At 59.8% G+C, this 14,718-nt stretch carries 15 protein-coding genes; 2 read left to right on the forward strand and 13 right to left on the reverse strand.

Annotated features, from left to right (window positions below; genetic code table 11):
• From BIS10_RS12190 to BIS10_RS12240, 11 genes are all read right to left on the reverse strand, one after another.
• Window positions 1-271, reverse strand: a 271-nt coding sequence (locus BIS10_RS12190; RefSeq protein WP_253505607.1) for a C40 family peptidase, incomplete at its 3' end; no start/stop codon positions are given.
• A gap of 81 nt (window positions 272-352) precedes the next feature.
• A complete protein-coding gene (locus BIS10_RS12195; RefSeq protein ID WP_083023391.1) occupies window positions 353-982 on the reverse strand; it encodes a histidine phosphatase family protein in 630 nt (209 codons plus the stop codon).
• Between the two features lie 25 nt (window positions 983-1,007).
• Window positions 1,008-1,823, reverse strand: a complete 816-nt coding sequence (phnE, locus tag BIS10_RS12200; RefSeq protein ID WP_253505609.1) for a phosphonate ABC transporter, permease protein PhnE — start codon at window positions 1,821-1,823, stop codon at window positions 1,008-1,010.
• A 62-nt stretch (window positions 1,824-1,885) separates the two neighbouring features.
• On the reverse strand, window positions 1,886-2,713 hold the full coding sequence (gene phnE, locus BIS10_RS12205) for a phosphonate ABC transporter, permease protein PhnE (protein WP_253505611.1): 828 nt from the start codon (window positions 2,711-2,713) through the stop codon (window positions 1,886-1,888).
• Window positions 2,710-3,585, reverse strand: coding sequence for a phosphonate ABC transporter ATP-binding protein (phnC, locus tag BIS10_RS12210; protein WP_253505613.1), 876 nt, complete (start codon window positions 3,583-3,585; stop codon window positions 2,710-2,712). The genes phnE (BIS10_RS12205) and phnC overlap by 4 nt, the downstream gene beginning before the upstream one ends.
• A gap of 123 nt (window positions 3,586-3,708) precedes the next feature.
• Entirely contained in the window at window positions 3,709-4,674 is a 966-nt protein-coding gene (phnD, locus tag BIS10_RS12215; protein ID WP_253505615.1) for a phosphate/phosphite/phosphonate ABC transporter substrate-binding protein, read from the reverse strand.
• 102 nt (window positions 4,675-4,776) lie between these two features.
• On the reverse strand, window positions 4,777-6,531 hold the full coding sequence (locus BIS10_RS12220; RefSeq protein WP_253505616.1) for a bifunctional diguanylate cyclase/phosphodiesterase: 1,755 nt from the start codon (window positions 6,529-6,531) through the stop codon (window positions 4,777-4,779).
• A 119-nt stretch (window positions 6,532-6,650) separates the two neighbouring features.
• Window positions 6,651-8,573: an alkaline phosphatase D family protein gene (locus BIS10_RS12225; RefSeq protein WP_253505618.1), complete on the reverse strand. Its 1,923-nt coding sequence runs from the start codon at window positions 8,571-8,573 to the stop codon at window positions 6,651-6,653.
• Between the two features lie 42 nt (window positions 8,574-8,615).
• Window positions 8,616-9,980 carry a HAMP domain-containing sensor histidine kinase gene (locus tag BIS10_RS12230; RefSeq protein ID WP_253505620.1) on the reverse strand — a complete coding sequence of 455 codons (1,365 nt, stop codon included), beginning with the start codon at window positions 9,978-9,980 and terminating at the stop codon, window positions 8,616-8,618.
• Window positions 9,977-10,651, reverse strand: a complete 675-nt coding sequence (locus BIS10_RS12235) for a response regulator transcription factor (protein ID WP_253505622.1) — start codon at window positions 10,649-10,651, stop codon at window positions 9,977-9,979. The genes BIS10_RS12230 and BIS10_RS12235 overlap by 4 nt, the downstream gene beginning before the upstream one ends.
• 54 nt (window positions 10,652-10,705) lie before the next feature.
• A complete protein-coding gene (locus BIS10_RS12240) occupies window positions 10,706-11,071 on the reverse strand; it encodes a PepSY domain-containing protein (RefSeq protein WP_392567175.1) in 366 nt (121 codons plus the stop codon).
• 157 nt (window positions 11,072-11,228) lie between these two features.
• Here BIS10_RS12240 and BIS10_RS12245 point away from each other — a divergent pair, with 157 nt between their 5' ends.
• A complete protein-coding gene (locus BIS10_RS12245) occupies window positions 11,229-11,705 on the forward strand; it encodes a PepSY domain-containing protein (protein WP_253505624.1) in 477 nt (158 codons plus the stop codon).
• 84 nt (window positions 11,706-11,789) lie between these two features.
• On the opposite strand, the gene BIS10_RS12250 is transcribed toward BIS10_RS12245, so the two are convergent.
• On the reverse strand, window positions 11,790-13,139 hold the full coding sequence (locus tag BIS10_RS12250) for a Glu/Leu/Phe/Val dehydrogenase (RefSeq protein ID WP_301282042.1): 1,350 nt from the start codon (window positions 13,137-13,139) through the stop codon (window positions 11,790-11,792).
• A gap of 116 nt (window positions 13,140-13,255) precedes the next feature.
• Between BIS10_RS12250 and BIS10_RS12255 the strand changes: the two genes are divergently transcribed.
• Entirely contained in the window at window positions 13,256-14,287 is a 1,032-nt protein-coding gene (locus tag BIS10_RS12255) for a DUF1853 family protein (RefSeq protein WP_392567176.1), read from the forward strand.
• An 8-nt stretch (window positions 14,288-14,295) separates the two neighbouring features.
• On the opposite strand, the gene BIS10_RS12260 is transcribed toward BIS10_RS12255, so the two are convergent.
• The coding region (locus BIS10_RS12260; RefSeq protein WP_392567177.1) for a PUA domain-containing protein at window positions 14,296-14,718 on the reverse strand (423 nt) is incomplete at its 5' end.

The following is a 14,718-nucleotide window of genomic DNA, read 5'->3' on the forward strand; positions in this document are numbered from 1 at the left end:
GACCATCGGCGGTGCGTGGCACGCGGATACCCGCCGCACGGTAGGTCATTTCAACTAAGCCTGAGCAGTCCAGGCCATCAGGAGAGTTGCCGCCAAAGCGGTAGGGAGTACCAATCGCCTGCTGCGCATGGGAGAGAATTAACGCGCGCTCCATCGAGATGCCTGCTTGCGGGCTGGGCGCGGGGGTCATGGCGACCTCTTTACTGGCACATCCTGCTAATAGCAGCAGAGCGAAGAGCGTCAACAGCGGAGAGAGGCGGGTTAACGGCATGAAAAAGCTCCAAGACAACCTAGGCATAGTGCCTCTTATCATGGCCTAAGCGCCGTTCACCCGCTACTCCATCACTCGCCGTTAACGGCCTATCCACTCGATAAACGTGCTCTCGCCTAGCGCATGGCGCTCGTGGCGCAGGCGGCTCATCGCCGCATAGGGTAAATCCATCACTAAGCCATTACTGAGCGGCTGTTCCAGCACTTGGCGCAGCAGCGCATTGCATACGAACAGATGGGCCACCACCAGCACATGATGACCGGGAGGATTCGCCAGCAGCCGCCGCCACACTTCGCTAACGCGGGCATCCAGCTCGGCGAGGGTTTCACCACGGGGCGGTGCGGCGCGGGCGGGGTCGTACCAGAAGGCGCTCATTTGCTCAGTGCCTTCCTGCGCGTATACCTGCGCATAGGTTTTCCCCTCCCACTCGCCCAGGTGCAGCTCGGCTAGGTCGTCGTCCACCTGCACCGGCAGGTCGAACTCCTCCCCTAACCAAAGCGCGAACTCACGGCAGCGGGCCAGCGGCGAGCTAACGATGGCATCATAGGGTGGCCGTCCATCCACCGTATGGCGCATCACTGCGTCGGTCACCTGCTGCCAGCCCGAATCACTAAGCGGATGGTCGGTACTGCCCCGTAGCATTCGCCCACCCTGCGGTTCACCGTGGCGCATCAGGTCAATCGTTGTGATCTCGGCATTGGCAAAGCGCATAGCGGTTATCCCCTTCACGGACAGGTTAAATAATGGCGTGACGAACGCGAGCCGAGACCCATTCCGACACCAGTACCGTGGCGAAAATCAACGCGAAGATAACGCTGACCTGATTCCACGCTAGGCTGTTGATCGAGGCGTTCAGCTGCAGGCCTATGCCACCTGCGCCCACCAGCCCCAGCACCGTCGATTCGCGAATATTGATATCCCAGCGGTACACGCTGATCCCCGCAAAGGCGGGCATGATTTGCGGCAGCACGCCATAGCTCATGACCTGCAGGCGGCTGGCCCCCGTGGCGCTGATGGCTTCCACCGGCGTGGGGTGAATCTCCTCGATGGCCTCGTAAAGCAGCTTGCCCACAAAGCCAATCGAGCGCAGCGCGATGGCGATAATACCCGCCAGCACGCCGGGGCCAAGAATGGTCACCAGCAGCATGGCCCAAATCAGCGAGTTGATCGAACGCGACGAGACGATGATGGTCAGCGCTAAGCTGCGTACGAGCGGATGCGGCGTGGTGTTACGCGCGGCTAAAAACGCCACCGGAAACGCCATCATAATGCCCAGCGCGGTACCCAAGGTGGCGATATTGAGCGTGTCCCACATGGGTTTCCAAAGCTCGCTGGCGTACTCCCAGCGGGGCGGCATCATACGGCTAATCAGGTCGCTACCCTGGCGGCCAGCGTCTTCCACAAACACCCACATGGTGTTGTCAGAGATCACTTTCCAGCAGAGTAAGAACAGGCTAACGCCCGCCAGCCAAGCGAGGTACTGCAGCCACTGGGCGCGGGTGGTGCGCCGCTGCCACTGTGGCACACCGTTTGAGGAAGTTGACACCGGCATGGAGGATTCCTTTTGCCTTCAGGCTTTACGTAAAGGGTTGGCAACAAGCGTGCGACGGCGCGCTACTGCGTCCAGCGACGCACATGGCTGGAGGCGTACTCACTCATCAGCACAATGGCGATGATGATCAGCAGAATGGCGGCCGAGGTGCCGTACTCGTAGCGGCTGAGCGAGGTGTTGAGCGTCGCGCCAATCCCCCCCGCCCCGACAATGCCGATCACCGACGACTCGCGGAAATTGATATCCAGCCGGTACATGGAGAGCCCGATCAATCGCGGCATCACCTGAGGCTGCACGGCGTGGTTCATGGTTTGCCACCAGCTCGCCCCGGTGGCGCGCACGGCTTCCACCTGTTTCCAGTCGAGGTCTTCGATATCTTCTGCCAGCAGCTTGGCCATAAAGCCGATGGTGGCAAAGGCCAGCGTGAGCATGCCCGCAAAGGGGCCAAAGCCGAACATCACCACGAACAGAATGGCAATGATCACCTCTTGAAAGGTACGCGAGACGGCGATGATGGCCCGACATACCGCGTAGATGGGCAAGGGGGCGATATTGCGCGCAGCCCCTAGCCCCACCGGGATGGCCAGCAGAACGCCGATCACCGTCGAGGTCAGCGTCATGGTCAGGCTTTCCATCAACCCCGCCAGAATATCGTTTTGACGGCTGACGAAGTCCGGCTGCAAAAACGCGCCGAGAAAGTTCAGCGCACGCCCGGCACCTTCCGCCACCCGCGCCCAGTTCACTTCCACCGATGCCAGCGCCAGCATCAGGTACACCACGCCACCCAGCGCTAGCGCCCAACGCAGGCGGCGGCTCTCTATCAGCGGCAGTCGCCGCCACTGGCCTTGGCGGGCGGCCTGCTGGCGGACTTGAGCGTCCGTCGTGCTCATTGCGCGCCTCCACTCGCTAAGCGGTTCTGGCGCGGCGCATGTGGTGCTGTGGCTGCCTGCGGCGACGCAACGTGAGACGTAGCGCCGCTGCTCTCCTCATCGTCGTCATCGGCAGGCTCAGGGGTGGTGTCCCAATCCTCTTCGCCGTAAATGGTGGTCAGCATCTCGCTGGTCAGATCGCTGGGCTTACCGTCGAAAACGATCTCCCCGGCACGCAGCCCGACGATGCGATCAGCAAACTGCTGGGCCAACGCCACATCGTGAATGTTAATGATGGCGGCCAGCTCGCGCTCGGCGCACAGCTCGCGAATCAAGCGCATGATTTGGCGAGAGGTTTTAGGGTCCAGGCTCGCGGTGGGTTCATCCACCAGCAGCAGTTTGGGGCTTTGCAGCAGCGCTCGGGCAATGCCCACCCGCTGGCGCTGACCACCAGAGAGCGCATCGGCGCGCTTATCAATCGCGTGGGGCAGGCCTACACGCTCAAGCAAGCGAAACGCTTCTGCCACGGCTTCCTGCGGGTAGCGGCGTAAAAAGCTGCGCCAGAAACCTACATAGCCCAGCTGGCCAGAGAGCACGTTCTCCATCACGCTCAGGCGGTCCACCAGGGCGTACTCTTGGAAAATCATCCCCATGGAGCGGCGGGCATGGCGCAGGCGGCTGCCAGAGAGTTTCGTCAGCTCCACGTCTTCCAGGCGAATGCTGCCTTGAGTGGGTTCTACCAAGCGGTTCACGCAGCGAATCAACGTGCTCTTTCCCGCACCAGACGGACCAATGAGGGCCATAACCTGCCCTTTCGGCAGCGAGAGCTGGATATCGGTCAGCGCGCGGTCGCCGGTAGGGTAACGTTTGCCAACGCCGGTGAGTGTCAACATGGAGGGTGCCTCAGTCTCTTATGCGTCCGTGCTTGCGTTCACAAGCACTTCTCTAATGGCTACATAGCGGCTCGGCCAGGAGGTCGCCCTCCTGGCCGAGAAAATCATGGACCAACCGATGGATTAGTCGCAGTCGTACGTCACACCGTTAGCATCGGCGATGGTACGGATCACTGACCAGTTCTCTTGGTAGGTGATCGGAATGAACTGAGCTTCACCGGAGTTGGCAAACTCGGCTTCCAGCGCGCTGCCTTCCCAGTCGTAGCTGAAGAACGCGTCCTGAATCTGCTCGGCAAGCTCAGGATTCAGATTGTTCGCCAGGCCATAGGCCGTGGTGGGAAAGGTTTCCGAGGTGTAGATGACGTTGTAATCGCCTTCGCTCACCACATCGCGTGACAGCATGCGCTTGGCGACAGAGTTGGCAATGGCGGCCGCGTCGTAATCTTTGTTCACCACACCCAGGATGGAGTTGTCGTGAGAGCCAGAGAAGGCTGTCTCGAAATCTTCGCCCGCTTCCAGGCCGTACTCAGAGCGCAGCAGCGCGGAAGGCGCGCGGAAACCGGAGTTGGACGTTTCGGAGGTGAAGGCCAGCTGACGACCGGCTAGGTCTTCCACCGACTCAATGCCGCTATCGGGGTAGGTGATGATTTCCATCTCGTAGCCGAAGCTACCGTCTTCAGCAGCCATCATGGCGAAGGGGCGGAAGCCACCGCAGTTGACCGCCACCGGCACACCGCCCGTGTTGAAGCCCGCCACGTGAAGACGACCGGCGCGCAGCGCTTCCTGTTGGGCAGCGTTAGACTGCACCGGGAAGAACTGGACGTTTTTACCGGTAGCGTCGCTCAGGTGATCCAGGAAACCCGCCCAAACGTCGGCATACACGGCCGGGTCTTCTACCGGCGTGTAAGCGAATACCAGCGTATCCGGGTCAACCCACTGTGACTCATCGCTGGGCACATCGGCGATCATGTCGCCGTCGTTATCCACGTAGCGCGAAGAGAGATCAGCAGAGGCAGTGACCGCTGCCAGTGCAAACGTGCCAGCTACGGCGGCGCTCAACAGCGTACGAGAGAAAGAGAGAGTATGCATGCATCACCTAAGCGAGTTAAGAAGTGTTAACGCCATAGTGGCGAGCCGATGTGACAGCCTCGGGACACTCTCATGACGCCTAGGTGACGAATCCGTGACGACTTAGCAGCCGCCGCCCACGCAGCAGCCGCGCCGCTCCACGAACAGGCTATTGCCCGCGATTTTCTTGGCCTGATGCTTCAGCTCCGAGAGCTGCGCAGCAATATCCAACGCCTTGCAGGGGGCGGGATCAGTAATCGGCTTGACGGCAATCGAGACGCTGACGAAGGGGAAGAACGTCACGCCGCCCTGGCGGCTTTCGATGGAAATCCCCCCCTGCAGACGGTCGCCCTCCTCATAAAAGCCAGGGGCCATGACTTCAAAGGAGTGCAGAATCTGCCTGCACACGCTTTCCCAATGCCCCAGCGGTAGCAGCATCATGAAATCGTCGCCGCCGATATGGCCGATAAAGCCGCCGGCACTCTCCACCTGAGCCTGCAGCAATCGGGACAGTGAGATGATCACGTGGTCGCCGCGGGCATAGCCGTAAGCGTCGTTAAACGCCTTGAAATTATCCAAATCCACGTAGGCCGCCGCAAAGCCGCTGCCTTGGGATAAATACGAAGACAAGGTTTCGTTGATCAGAATATTGCCGGGCAGCCCGGTGAGCGGATTGGCATGGCGCGCTTGGCGCACTTGAATCGCGGTAATTTCTCGCAGCAGGTCGACGATATTACCCATCCCTAGGTACTGACCATCGCCATCGACGATGACGAAATCTTCCTGCTCGATATCGCGGCTGTCGGTGAGCTGCTGACTCAGCGCCTCCAGGGAGAGATCCGCCTCCGCCACGATCATTTTAGGATCGGCGATCTCCAGTACGCAGCGTTTGGCGTACAGCGCGTGGCTGTACTGATTGGTGAACAGGGTCAGAAATGTATTGCGGCGCACCACCGCCACGGGAACGCCCCCTTCGATCACCGCCACGCAGCGCAGACGCGGGTCTTCGCGAAAGCGTTCGGCAAGCATTGGCACCGAGTAAGTCGCGGATACACTCTCAATGGGGCGCAAAATAGAGTGCGCAGTGCGCCCTGCCGGGCTTTTTAGCTGGGTCGTCGCGGGTAATAGCGTATTGAGCTGCATGGGCGGCTGAAGGCTTGGCCGGGCAAAGTAAAACCCCTGCAGCAGTGCCAACCCGCGGTCTAGCTCCCATAGGCAGAGATGCTCGGCAGCCGTCTCGACCCCTTCCGCAATGAGCTGGCAATCCAGACTACGCGCCACATCCAAAATGGAGCGCAGAAACTCGCGCTTGGCAGGCTCTTGATCAATACCAGAGATAAAGTGGCGATCTAACTTGACGAAGTCGGGCCGCAGCTCTGACCAGTGGCGCAGGCTGGAGTGCCCGGCCCCTAAATCATCCAGCGCCACCTGAAAGCCCATATCGCGGTAGTGGTCCACCGCTTGACGCATCAGTTCGTAGTCGTGAATCGGCACGTGCTCGGTCAACTCAATGACCACGCGCTCAGGGGGCAGGCCGCTCTCTTGAATAAAGCTCAGCGTCAGCCCCTCGCGGAAGTCACGCTCCACGATGGTTAACGGCATCACGTTGAGAAACAACAGCCCCGGCAGCTCAAGCTCGGCAAAGCGGCGAATGGCGAGCCGCCGACACAACAAGTCCAGTTCAACCAGCAGGCCAGCCTGGGTCGCCACATCAAATAGCCGCAGAGGGGAGTGAAGCGGGGACGTTTTTGGCCCGCGGATCAGCGCTTCATAGCCATAAATGGCCTGCTGATTGGCGTCCACAATCGGTTGGAAAAGCACATGCAGCTCTTCTGCCGCAATAATTTGATTTAGCCACTGCGCTTCTTGTGCGGTCATATGCCTGCTGCCCTATCAAACGTCCACTATCCCTATGTTTCGTAACGCTCCATGAGGAAGGTTCTAGGGCAGCAAGCGTGCGTCATTTCCATGACATTTGCATGACAAACACAATCACTTTACGGGTCGATTGGCACCTCGGGCGGTGGAAAGACCACATCGCCACCGCTGGCATCGAGCTGGCGAATATCCGTCGGGTTGCCCTGCTCATCCAGGCTTACCAGCCCAATGCCGCTGGCGTTCCATAGCCGCTCTCCGGCGCTGGCTTGGTCTGGGTCGCGGGGGTAGATGCTAAGCTTGCGCCGCTTGGTGAACCAGTTCAGCGGCGATAACGGCGCGTAGAGCCAACGGTTCAAACGGTCGAAGGTATTCAGCAACTGCTTGGGAAAAGTATTTTTCACCCCACTCGAAGTGATTTGCCATAGCTTTGGAGCCCGCTTCTGGCGGCGTACGACGATATCGTAGGCAAAGGAGTAGTGAACATCACCGGAGAGGATCACGTAGTTACCGGGGGTTTTGGAGTGCCGCCAGATATGCAGCAGCACGTTGGCCGCACCGCGGTGCGCCATCCAGTTCTCGGCATCCACCACCAGCGGTTTGCCCGCCAGGGTGAAGAGTTTTTGGATACTTTCGATCAGCTTGACGCCAAACATGGGCGCAGGCGAGACGATCACCGCGCTTTTAGTGCCCAGCAGCGCCTGCTGCATCTCCATCAGCGCCTCCCAATCCATCAAGCCTGACGGGCGGTTGGGGCTGCGCTCGCTGCGCCAGCGGCGCGTACGGGTGTCCAGCACGATGAGTGCGGGCGTGCCTGGTACCTGGAACTCCCAGCCCTGAAAGCGCAGCAGCCGCTCAATCAAGGCATCCTGGGCGCCAAGGTTCAGCGGGCCAACATCGTCAAACAGGGTGATCGCCTGGTGTAGCAACGGATTAAGTTTATCGGGCGCGTTCCCCCACCCTTGGCAGAGCAGGTACGCCACCAGCGCGTTGCCGATAATACGCTTTGAGAACGGGTGGCCGTAGGCACAGCGCTCCCAGTCGGCGGTCAAGTTCCAGTCGTCGGTCACGTCGTGGTCATCAAAAATCATCAGGCTGGGCACGTGGGCCATCAGCCGCGCGCACTGAGGCAGACCCTCTACGAACGCTTCGATGATCGCCTGCTCTTCCCGGTAAGCCTCGGCCTCTTTTTCGTCTAACGCCGGGGCGTCATAGGCAATCACCTGCCACGGCGCGGGCGACCACACCAGGCAGTACATGGCGAGCATCTCGGCCAGCGTCATCAGGTGGTTCTGGGCGTTCGCCGAGGTGAATACCGGCTTTTTTACGCCGCCAAAAAAGCGCTCACGCAGCGCCGCGTTGCTGGTGACATCCGGCAGCAGCGCTTCCCGGTGGTAGTAGCTTTCCGGGGCGTTATACAGCGCTTGGCTGTCATCGACGGTAGCGCCCTCAAGCAGTTCATCCACTAGCCCCAGGCGGGCAATCAGCGCATGAACCGCCCGCAGCATGGGGCCTGCCACGTCATCCACATACACTTGGTCGCCGGTCATCAGCAGCCACGCGGGCCACTCGGCGGGTGACTCTTGGCGCTCGGCTATCCAGTTATCGGCCCGCACTAAGCCATCGGCGCTATCGTGATGGGGTTTACGACAGGAGCCGTGCATCAGACGGTGGTGGCGAGAGGCCAACACAAACCCTGGGTAGTCATAGTCATCGTGGCATAGCCACGGCGCCCACTCCGGCAGGGGCTGCCACGCGCCGTCAGTGCTTTGTACCTGCAGGTCGTAGGCAATGCGGGTGTCGGTGGGCAGCGCGGTGGGCAGCGAAAGGTCGATACAGTGAATATAAGCATGCCGACCAATCGCCACGCACTGGTGGGCGTTATCTAACGCGTGGGTTTGCTGCTCCTCTTGCTCGGGGTTCAGCACGAGCTGCATGGTCAGCGGACGGGTCGCTACCAGCCATAAAATCAGCCGCGACGGCGATAGCCGACGCAGCAAAGGCCCAACCAGTACGTCGGGTAACGTCGTGGCGATTTGTGTCATTTCACACCCTCTGTGCTGTGTGTTGCATCGCTCTTAAGCTCGTTAAGTAGCGACCACAGGCAGTTCAATGACTACCTCTAAACCGCCAGACTCGGCGCGCTGTAGGCGCATCTGGCCATGATAAAGTGTGACAAGGTCGGTGACGATGGCTAACCCCAAGCCACTGCCTGAACGCTGTTCATCCAGCCGCTTGCCGCGCTGGACCGCTGCCTGGCACTCCTGCGGGGTCATACCGGGGCCGTCATCGCCCACCACCAACCGCAGCGTGTTCCCCTGTGCCTGCAGGCGGATATGCACATCGCTGTTGGCCCAGCGCAGGGCGTTGTCCAGTAGATTACCCACCATCTCCTGCAGGTCCTGACCGTCCATATGCACCCGCACGCCGCTATCCACGGTTTGGCGCAGGGTAATATGGCGGCGCTGCGCTAGCCGGGCAAGCCCGGTGATGAGCGGGGCCAGTGTGCCTTGGAGAGCCACCGGAGCAAAGCGTACCCCTTCGCCCGCAGCGGATGCCCGCGCCAAGTGGTGGCGCACGGCACTGTCGATACGCGACAGCTCGGCCTCCCAGGTATCGCGACTCTCGCCTGGTAGCTGCTTGGCCAACAGCCGCATCACGCTAATCGGCGTTTTTAGGGCATGGGCCAAGTTGCCTGCCGTGTGACGACCCCGTTCGATGAGCCGCTGGTCGCGAGCCAGCACGGCGTTCATGGATGTAGCCAGTGTGGCCAGCTCGTCGGGCAAACGAGTATCCAACTGCTCTGCTCGCCCCTGCTCTACATCACGTAAGTTGGCGTTCATGCGCCGCAGCGGCGCGAGCCCCCAACGCACTTGTAGCGCCAGCACGCCTAGCAACAGCGCGCCCAGGCCTAACAGCCCCAGCCACAGCATCTGCTGAAATTCCTGAATATTTTCGCGTAAATCATCGTCCCGCGCGGCCACGCTCACGTGCAGCGGTGCTTCTAACGGCGCTAAATAAATATCACGTTCAACGACGCGCAGCTGCTGACCACGCGGGCCCGGGAGCGTGCGGGCGGTCACCCGCTCGCTCTCCAGCACCGGCAAACGCTGATCCCATAACGAGCGCGATGCGACCGAGCGGTTCGCCTCATCGGTGATTTGCCAATACCAGCCGGAATAGACATGGTCAAAACGCGAGTCGCCCAGGGCGCGCTCATAGTTCAGCTGCTGGTTCAGCGGGTCGTAGGTGACCCCAGCAATCACCACATTGAGCGTCGCTTCCAGCCGTTCATCAAACGCATTGACCGCAGCGGTGCGGTAATGGTGGGCCAATAGCCAACCAGCAACCGGCAGCGCCAGCAGCACCATGAGCAGCACCGCCAACAGCAGGCGTAGATTGATAGAGCGGTTGGCCCAGCGCTGACTCCAAGAGACCACATTAGCGTTCATGAATCGCTCGGTTCATCAGCTAACAGGCGATACCCCTGACCGCGCAGTGTGGCAATGCGCCACGCGCCTAGCTTGCGACGCAACCGGCTGACCTGAACATCAATGACGTTAGAGTCGGGCTCGTGATCGCGGTCGTACACGTGCTCAGACAGCTCGCTGCGGCTGACCACTCGCGGCGCGGCATGCATTAAGTAGCTTAATAGGCGGGTTTCCTGAGCAGTTAAGCTCACGGGACGCCCCACCAAGGTGACATGCTGGGTATGAGTATCCAGGCTAAGCTCGCCCACTTTAAGCACCGGGTGCGCATGGCCATGGGTGCGGCGTACCAACGCCCGCAGGCGAAACAGCACCTCGGCGGGTTCAAACGGCTTGGTCACGTAGTCATCGGCACCCGCGGTAAAACCAGCGGCTTTATCAGCCCAACGTTCACGGGCCGTTAAGATCAGTACCGGCAGATCAATGCCATCCTCCCGCCAGGAAGAGAGCCAGCGAGTGCCATCGCCATCGGGCAGGCCAATATCCAAAATGACCGTATCGTACGCTTCTGTGCGCACCAAAAAGTCCGCTTCCTGGCCGTTCTCTGCCCGCTCGACGATCCAGTCGCCATCTTGCAACGCTTGACTCAGCTCACGGGCAAGCGCCTGGTCATCCTCTACCAGTAAACACTTCATCAAAAAACCCTTATGAATACACCTAATAAAGACGAGACACCGCAGGTAACTGTGTTAACGCTGCATATCGCGAATACGCACGCCTTCGATTTGCATGAGCTGTCCGCTTTGGCCATCAAACTCGAACTCTACGACCTGCCCTTGGGGACCTAGCAGCTTGATTTCATACTCAACCAGCCCATCGTCGCGCTCGATTTCGACCTCCAGCACGTCGCCGATGTAGTGGGCGTCGAGCCAGTCAAGAATAGTCTCCAACGGCACCACATCACCGCGCCGTACCTCGCTGTGCAGAGCTTCCCAGTGCTGGTCGCCGGTCGCGCTACCCATCAATACGAGGACCAGCGCCAATACCAGCCCGCCCTTATAGGGGAGCCGTTGCCAGGAGCGCTGCTTAATAGAGAGAAGAGACGTCATTTTCATAACAGTAGGATGCCAAAGGCAACATGAACGCTAGATGAACGGCTTTGTCAGGTTAAGGAAAGAACCCCGGTGATATAAATACCCTGTCGCATTCGCTAACTGACCTTCGTTAGGCATCATCCGGCAATGCATTCACTAAGCAAAGAAGGAATTTGATATGAACGCTATGAAAAAAATGCTGCTGATCCCAACCTCTGCTCTTCTGCTTGCCGCTGCTGCAGGTAGCGCCCAAGCAGACACTCAGCCGATGGACCGGATCGATGACATTCTAACCTACGCCGCCGACTACGGGTTCAGCCACATCGAAGAGATCAATGTTGATGACCGTGGCCGTGTCGAAGTGGAAGGCTGGTTAGACGATGAGTGGTACGCCGATGTGGATTTCTCCATCGATAACGGCGAAAGCCTGCAAGAAGAGCGCAAGCGCCTGATTACCGGTGCCTGGGGCATGAGCGAAGAGGACATCCGCCAAGCGCTTGATGCTGCCAGCCAGGAAGGTATGACTGAATTTGAAAGCATCGATATCGATAAAAGCGGCATCATCGATGTTGAAGGCCGCGAGCAAAACGGTCGCGAGCTGGAACTGAGCCTGCGCCAGGGTTCTTTTGAAGTTACCCAGATGGATCGCGACTAATCGCTTAAGCGACCCTCGCATCTATTAGTACACACCCTACGGCGGGCCTTCGGGCCCGCCGTTTGCGTTGTGTCGCTTCGCTGATTAGCGACAGTCTTGGCAGTTGCCCCGGGCCATGATCGCCTCTGCAATTCGCTCGATGCCTTGCCGATAGGCTGCTTGGCGATAGGTGACTCGCTCCTCTTCCGCCCTGACCAGCACCCGGTTGGCCTCATCGCTGAGCCGACGCTTCAAGCGCTGATTGACTTCCCCTTCTTGCCATTTCTCGCCTGAGCGGTTTTGCAGCCACTCAAAGTAACTCACGATAACGCCACCGGTATTCGCCAACACGTCAGGCAGCACGGGCACGCCGCGTTTTTCCAACGCCGCATCCGCATCGCTGGTGAGCGGTCCGTTGGCAATTTCGAGCACTGCGCCTGCCTTCACATCGCCCACGTTGTCGCTGTGCAGCTGATTTTCCAGCGCGGCCAGAACCAGCACATCGACCTCTAACGCGAGCAAGTCATCGCCGGATAGCGCTTTGCCTTGCTGACTTTTGGCAAGCTTGCCCTGTTGGGTTTTATCTTTTTTAGCAGCGTCTACATCTATGCCATCGGCGTCATAAATGGCTCCGCTGGAATCCGAGACCGCCACTACTCGATAGCCGCGCTGGCTTGCCAAGCGAGCGAAATGGTAGGCCGCATTGCCGAACCCCTGCACCGCCAGCGTGGTCTCTTCCGGCTTGCGCTCTTCACGCTCTGCCCAAAAATCCAAGACGGTCAGCGCCCCACGTCCGGTCGCTTCTACACGCCCCGGTGAGCCGCCAAGCGACAGCGGCTTACCGGTAATAGCCGCCGGTGCCTGGGCGCGCAGAATATGTTCGTACTCATCAATCATCCAGCCCATCACAGTGGCATCGGTGTTGACGTCGGGGGCAGGAATATCTCGGTCAGGGCCCATGATGTCGGCAATCGCACGAATATAGCCCCGCGCCAAGCGCTCACGCTCTAACGAAGAAAGCGCCTTGGCATCCACCTGCACGCCCCCTTTGCCGCCGCCATAGGGCAAACCTACCACGGCACACTTCACCGCCATCCAAAAGCTCAAGGTGGTCACTTCATGCTGATTCACATCGGGGTGAAAGCGCACTCCCCCCTTGGCCGGGCCTAGGCTGGTGTCGTACTGCACACGCCACGCGGGAAACGCCTTCAAACTGCCGTCGTCCATGCGCACCGGCACACTCACTTGCAGCGAGAGACTGGGCTGCATCAACCGGGCCTGGGCATCGGGATGAATCGCCAGCGCGCTGAAGACCGCTTCAAGCCTCGAGCGGGCATCTTCGAACAGAGCGGCGCCCGTTTCGGGGGTTAGCTGCTGCGGCGCATTGGTGGCGGACATTTTCGCCGAGGATTTCTTCGCTTTAGACTTTTGCTTTTTCGACTTGGCACTGCCCATGCAACACTCCTTTATGTGTATCTTGGGGATTTTATTGGCATCGCGAGGTAATGTGTTTAGCGTAGCAGCAGGCGGCTAACTCAGTCGTATATCGAGCCGATTGATAGGAGAGACTTGTGACAACCTCCGCCGAAGGTGTCAGCGATGGAATTCACCACGCGGTGCTGCGCGATATGGCGTGGCTCATCGTCACACCAGATTTGGTGACCCTTGGCGATTACCCAGGCCGCCCCACACGTTCCGCGCTGGGCTTGGCAGAGGAGCAGCATAAGTGGCTCGACACCCTGCTACCCAGGGTGCAGGCCCTGGATGGCAAGCTGGCCACGCGCATGGGCCACTACCATGAACGGCTGTGGCAGCTGTTACTGGATAACGCCCCTAATACTCGCCTACTGGCCAACAACCTACGCATCACCCAGTGCCGCAACACTTTGGGAGAGCTGGACATGCTCTACCGCACGCGGGACCTCCCCTCCCCCATTCATTTAGAAGTGGCGATTAAGTTCTATCTTGGCCTAACCGAGGGGCCAGAAGAGGCCACTAGCCAAAGCCGCTGGATTGGCCCTGGCGGCTTGGACAGTTTGGCCTTGAAGTGCAGTCATCTGCTCCATCATCAGCTACCGCTCTCCCGTACTCGAGCGGCGCAGGCGAATATTGCTCACTGGTTAACGCCCAGAGATACGGGCGAAGCGACCACGCTAAGCAACCTGCTGACCCAGCAGCTTGCCATGCCCGGCGTACTGTTTTATCCATGGCAGGCCAATTTGCCACCACCTGTCGGGGCAACGGCCGAGCATCGGCGGGGGTGGTGGTGCCATCAACACGCTTGGCCCAGCGTGGCCGAACGCTACAGCACGGCGCTACAGGTCGCGTGGCTAGCAAAGCCCCACTGGTTAGCGCCGCCATCGCTCGACGCGTTTGGCAACGCCAATGAGCGGATGGAGGCCGTGATGGCACAGGTCAACCGCTACGGGCCGCAGCAAGTGATGCTGTACGACCCGAAGGGAGGAGAGAACTGCTGGGAAGAGAACTACTGGGAAAAGAGTTGCCAGGAAAATAGTGGCCAGGAGAGACCGCTAACGCGGCTGATGGTGGTACCCAATGATTGGCCGCGCCAGGTACCGCTACCGCCTAAGCGGCGTGGCTAACCCGCCGTTTAAACCACTACCAAGTTGTCGCGGTGGATCAGTTCGTGGGCTTCCACGTAACCAAGGATGGCTTCAATTTGGTGGCTTGGCTGGCCCGCTAGCTGGCGAGCTTCGTCGGCCCCGTAGTTGACCAAGCCCTTGGCCACGCGAGTGCCCTGCTCATCCACACACAGCACCATGTCGCCGCGCTTAAAACTGCCCTGCACGTCACGCACGCCAACGGCCAGCAGGCTAGAGCCTTTACCACGCAGCACGTTGACCGCGCCCGCATCCAGCACCAGCGTACCGCGCACCTGAAGCTGACCCGCTAGCCAGCGCTTGCGCGCTGCCATAGGGGCTTGATCAGGACGCAGCAGCGTGCCGAGCGCTTCACCATTCATTACCCGAGTAATTACCTGCGGCTGGCGGCCGCTGGCAATCACGGTTACCGC

The organism is Halomonas sp. 707B3, from assembly GCF_024158645.1.
GTDB lineage: Bacteria > Pseudomonadota > Gammaproteobacteria > Pseudomonadales > Halomonadaceae > Vreelandella > Vreelandella lionensis.

Bases quoted from the DNA above. Each gene is read 5' to 3' on its own strand.
- BIS10_RS12195 (WP_083023391.1), bottom strand. From the start codon at position 982: ATGCGCTTTGCCAATGCCGAGATCACAACGATTGACCTGATGCGCCAC.
- phnE (WP_253505609.1), bottom strand. From the start codon at position 1,823: ATGCCGGTGTCAACTTCCTCAAACGGTGTGCCACAGTGGCAGCGGCGC.
- phnE (WP_253505611.1), bottom strand. From the start codon at position 2,713: ATGAGCACGACGGACGCTCAAGTCCGCCAGCAGGCCGCCCGCCAAGGC.
- phnC (WP_253505613.1), bottom strand. From the start codon at position 3,585: ATGTTGACACTCACCGGCGTTGGCAAACGTTACCCTACCGGCGACCGC.
- phnD (WP_253505615.1), bottom strand. From the start codon at position 4,674: ATGCATACTCTCTCTTTCTCTCGTACGCTGTTGAGCGCCGCCGTAGCT.
- BIS10_RS12220 (WP_253505616.1), bottom strand. From the start codon at position 6,531: ATGACCGCACAAGAAGCGCAGTGGCTAAATCAAATTATTGCGGCAGAA.
- BIS10_RS12225 (WP_253505618.1), bottom strand. From the start codon at position 8,573: ATGACACAAATCGCCACGACGTTACCCGACGTACTGGTTGGGCCTTTG.
- BIS10_RS12230 (WP_253505620.1), bottom strand. From the start codon at position 9,980: ATGAACGCTAATGTGGTCTCTTGGAGTCAGCGCTGGGCCAACCGCTCT.
- BIS10_RS12235 (WP_253505622.1), bottom strand. From the start codon at position 10,651: ATGAAGTGTTTACTGGTAGAGGATGACCAGGCGCTTGCCCGTGAGCTG.
- BIS10_RS12240 (WP_392567175.1), bottom strand. From the start codon at position 11,071: ATGAAAATGACGTCTCTTCTCTCTATTAAGCAGCGCTCCTGGCAACGG.
- BIS10_RS12245 (WP_253505624.1), top strand. From the start codon at position 11,229: ATGAACGCTATGAAAAAAATGCTGCTGATCCCAACCTCTGCTCTTCTG.
- BIS10_RS12250 (WP_301282042.1), bottom strand. From the start codon at position 13,139: ATGGGCAGTGCCAAGTCGAAAAAGCAAAAGTCTAAAGCGAAGAAATCC.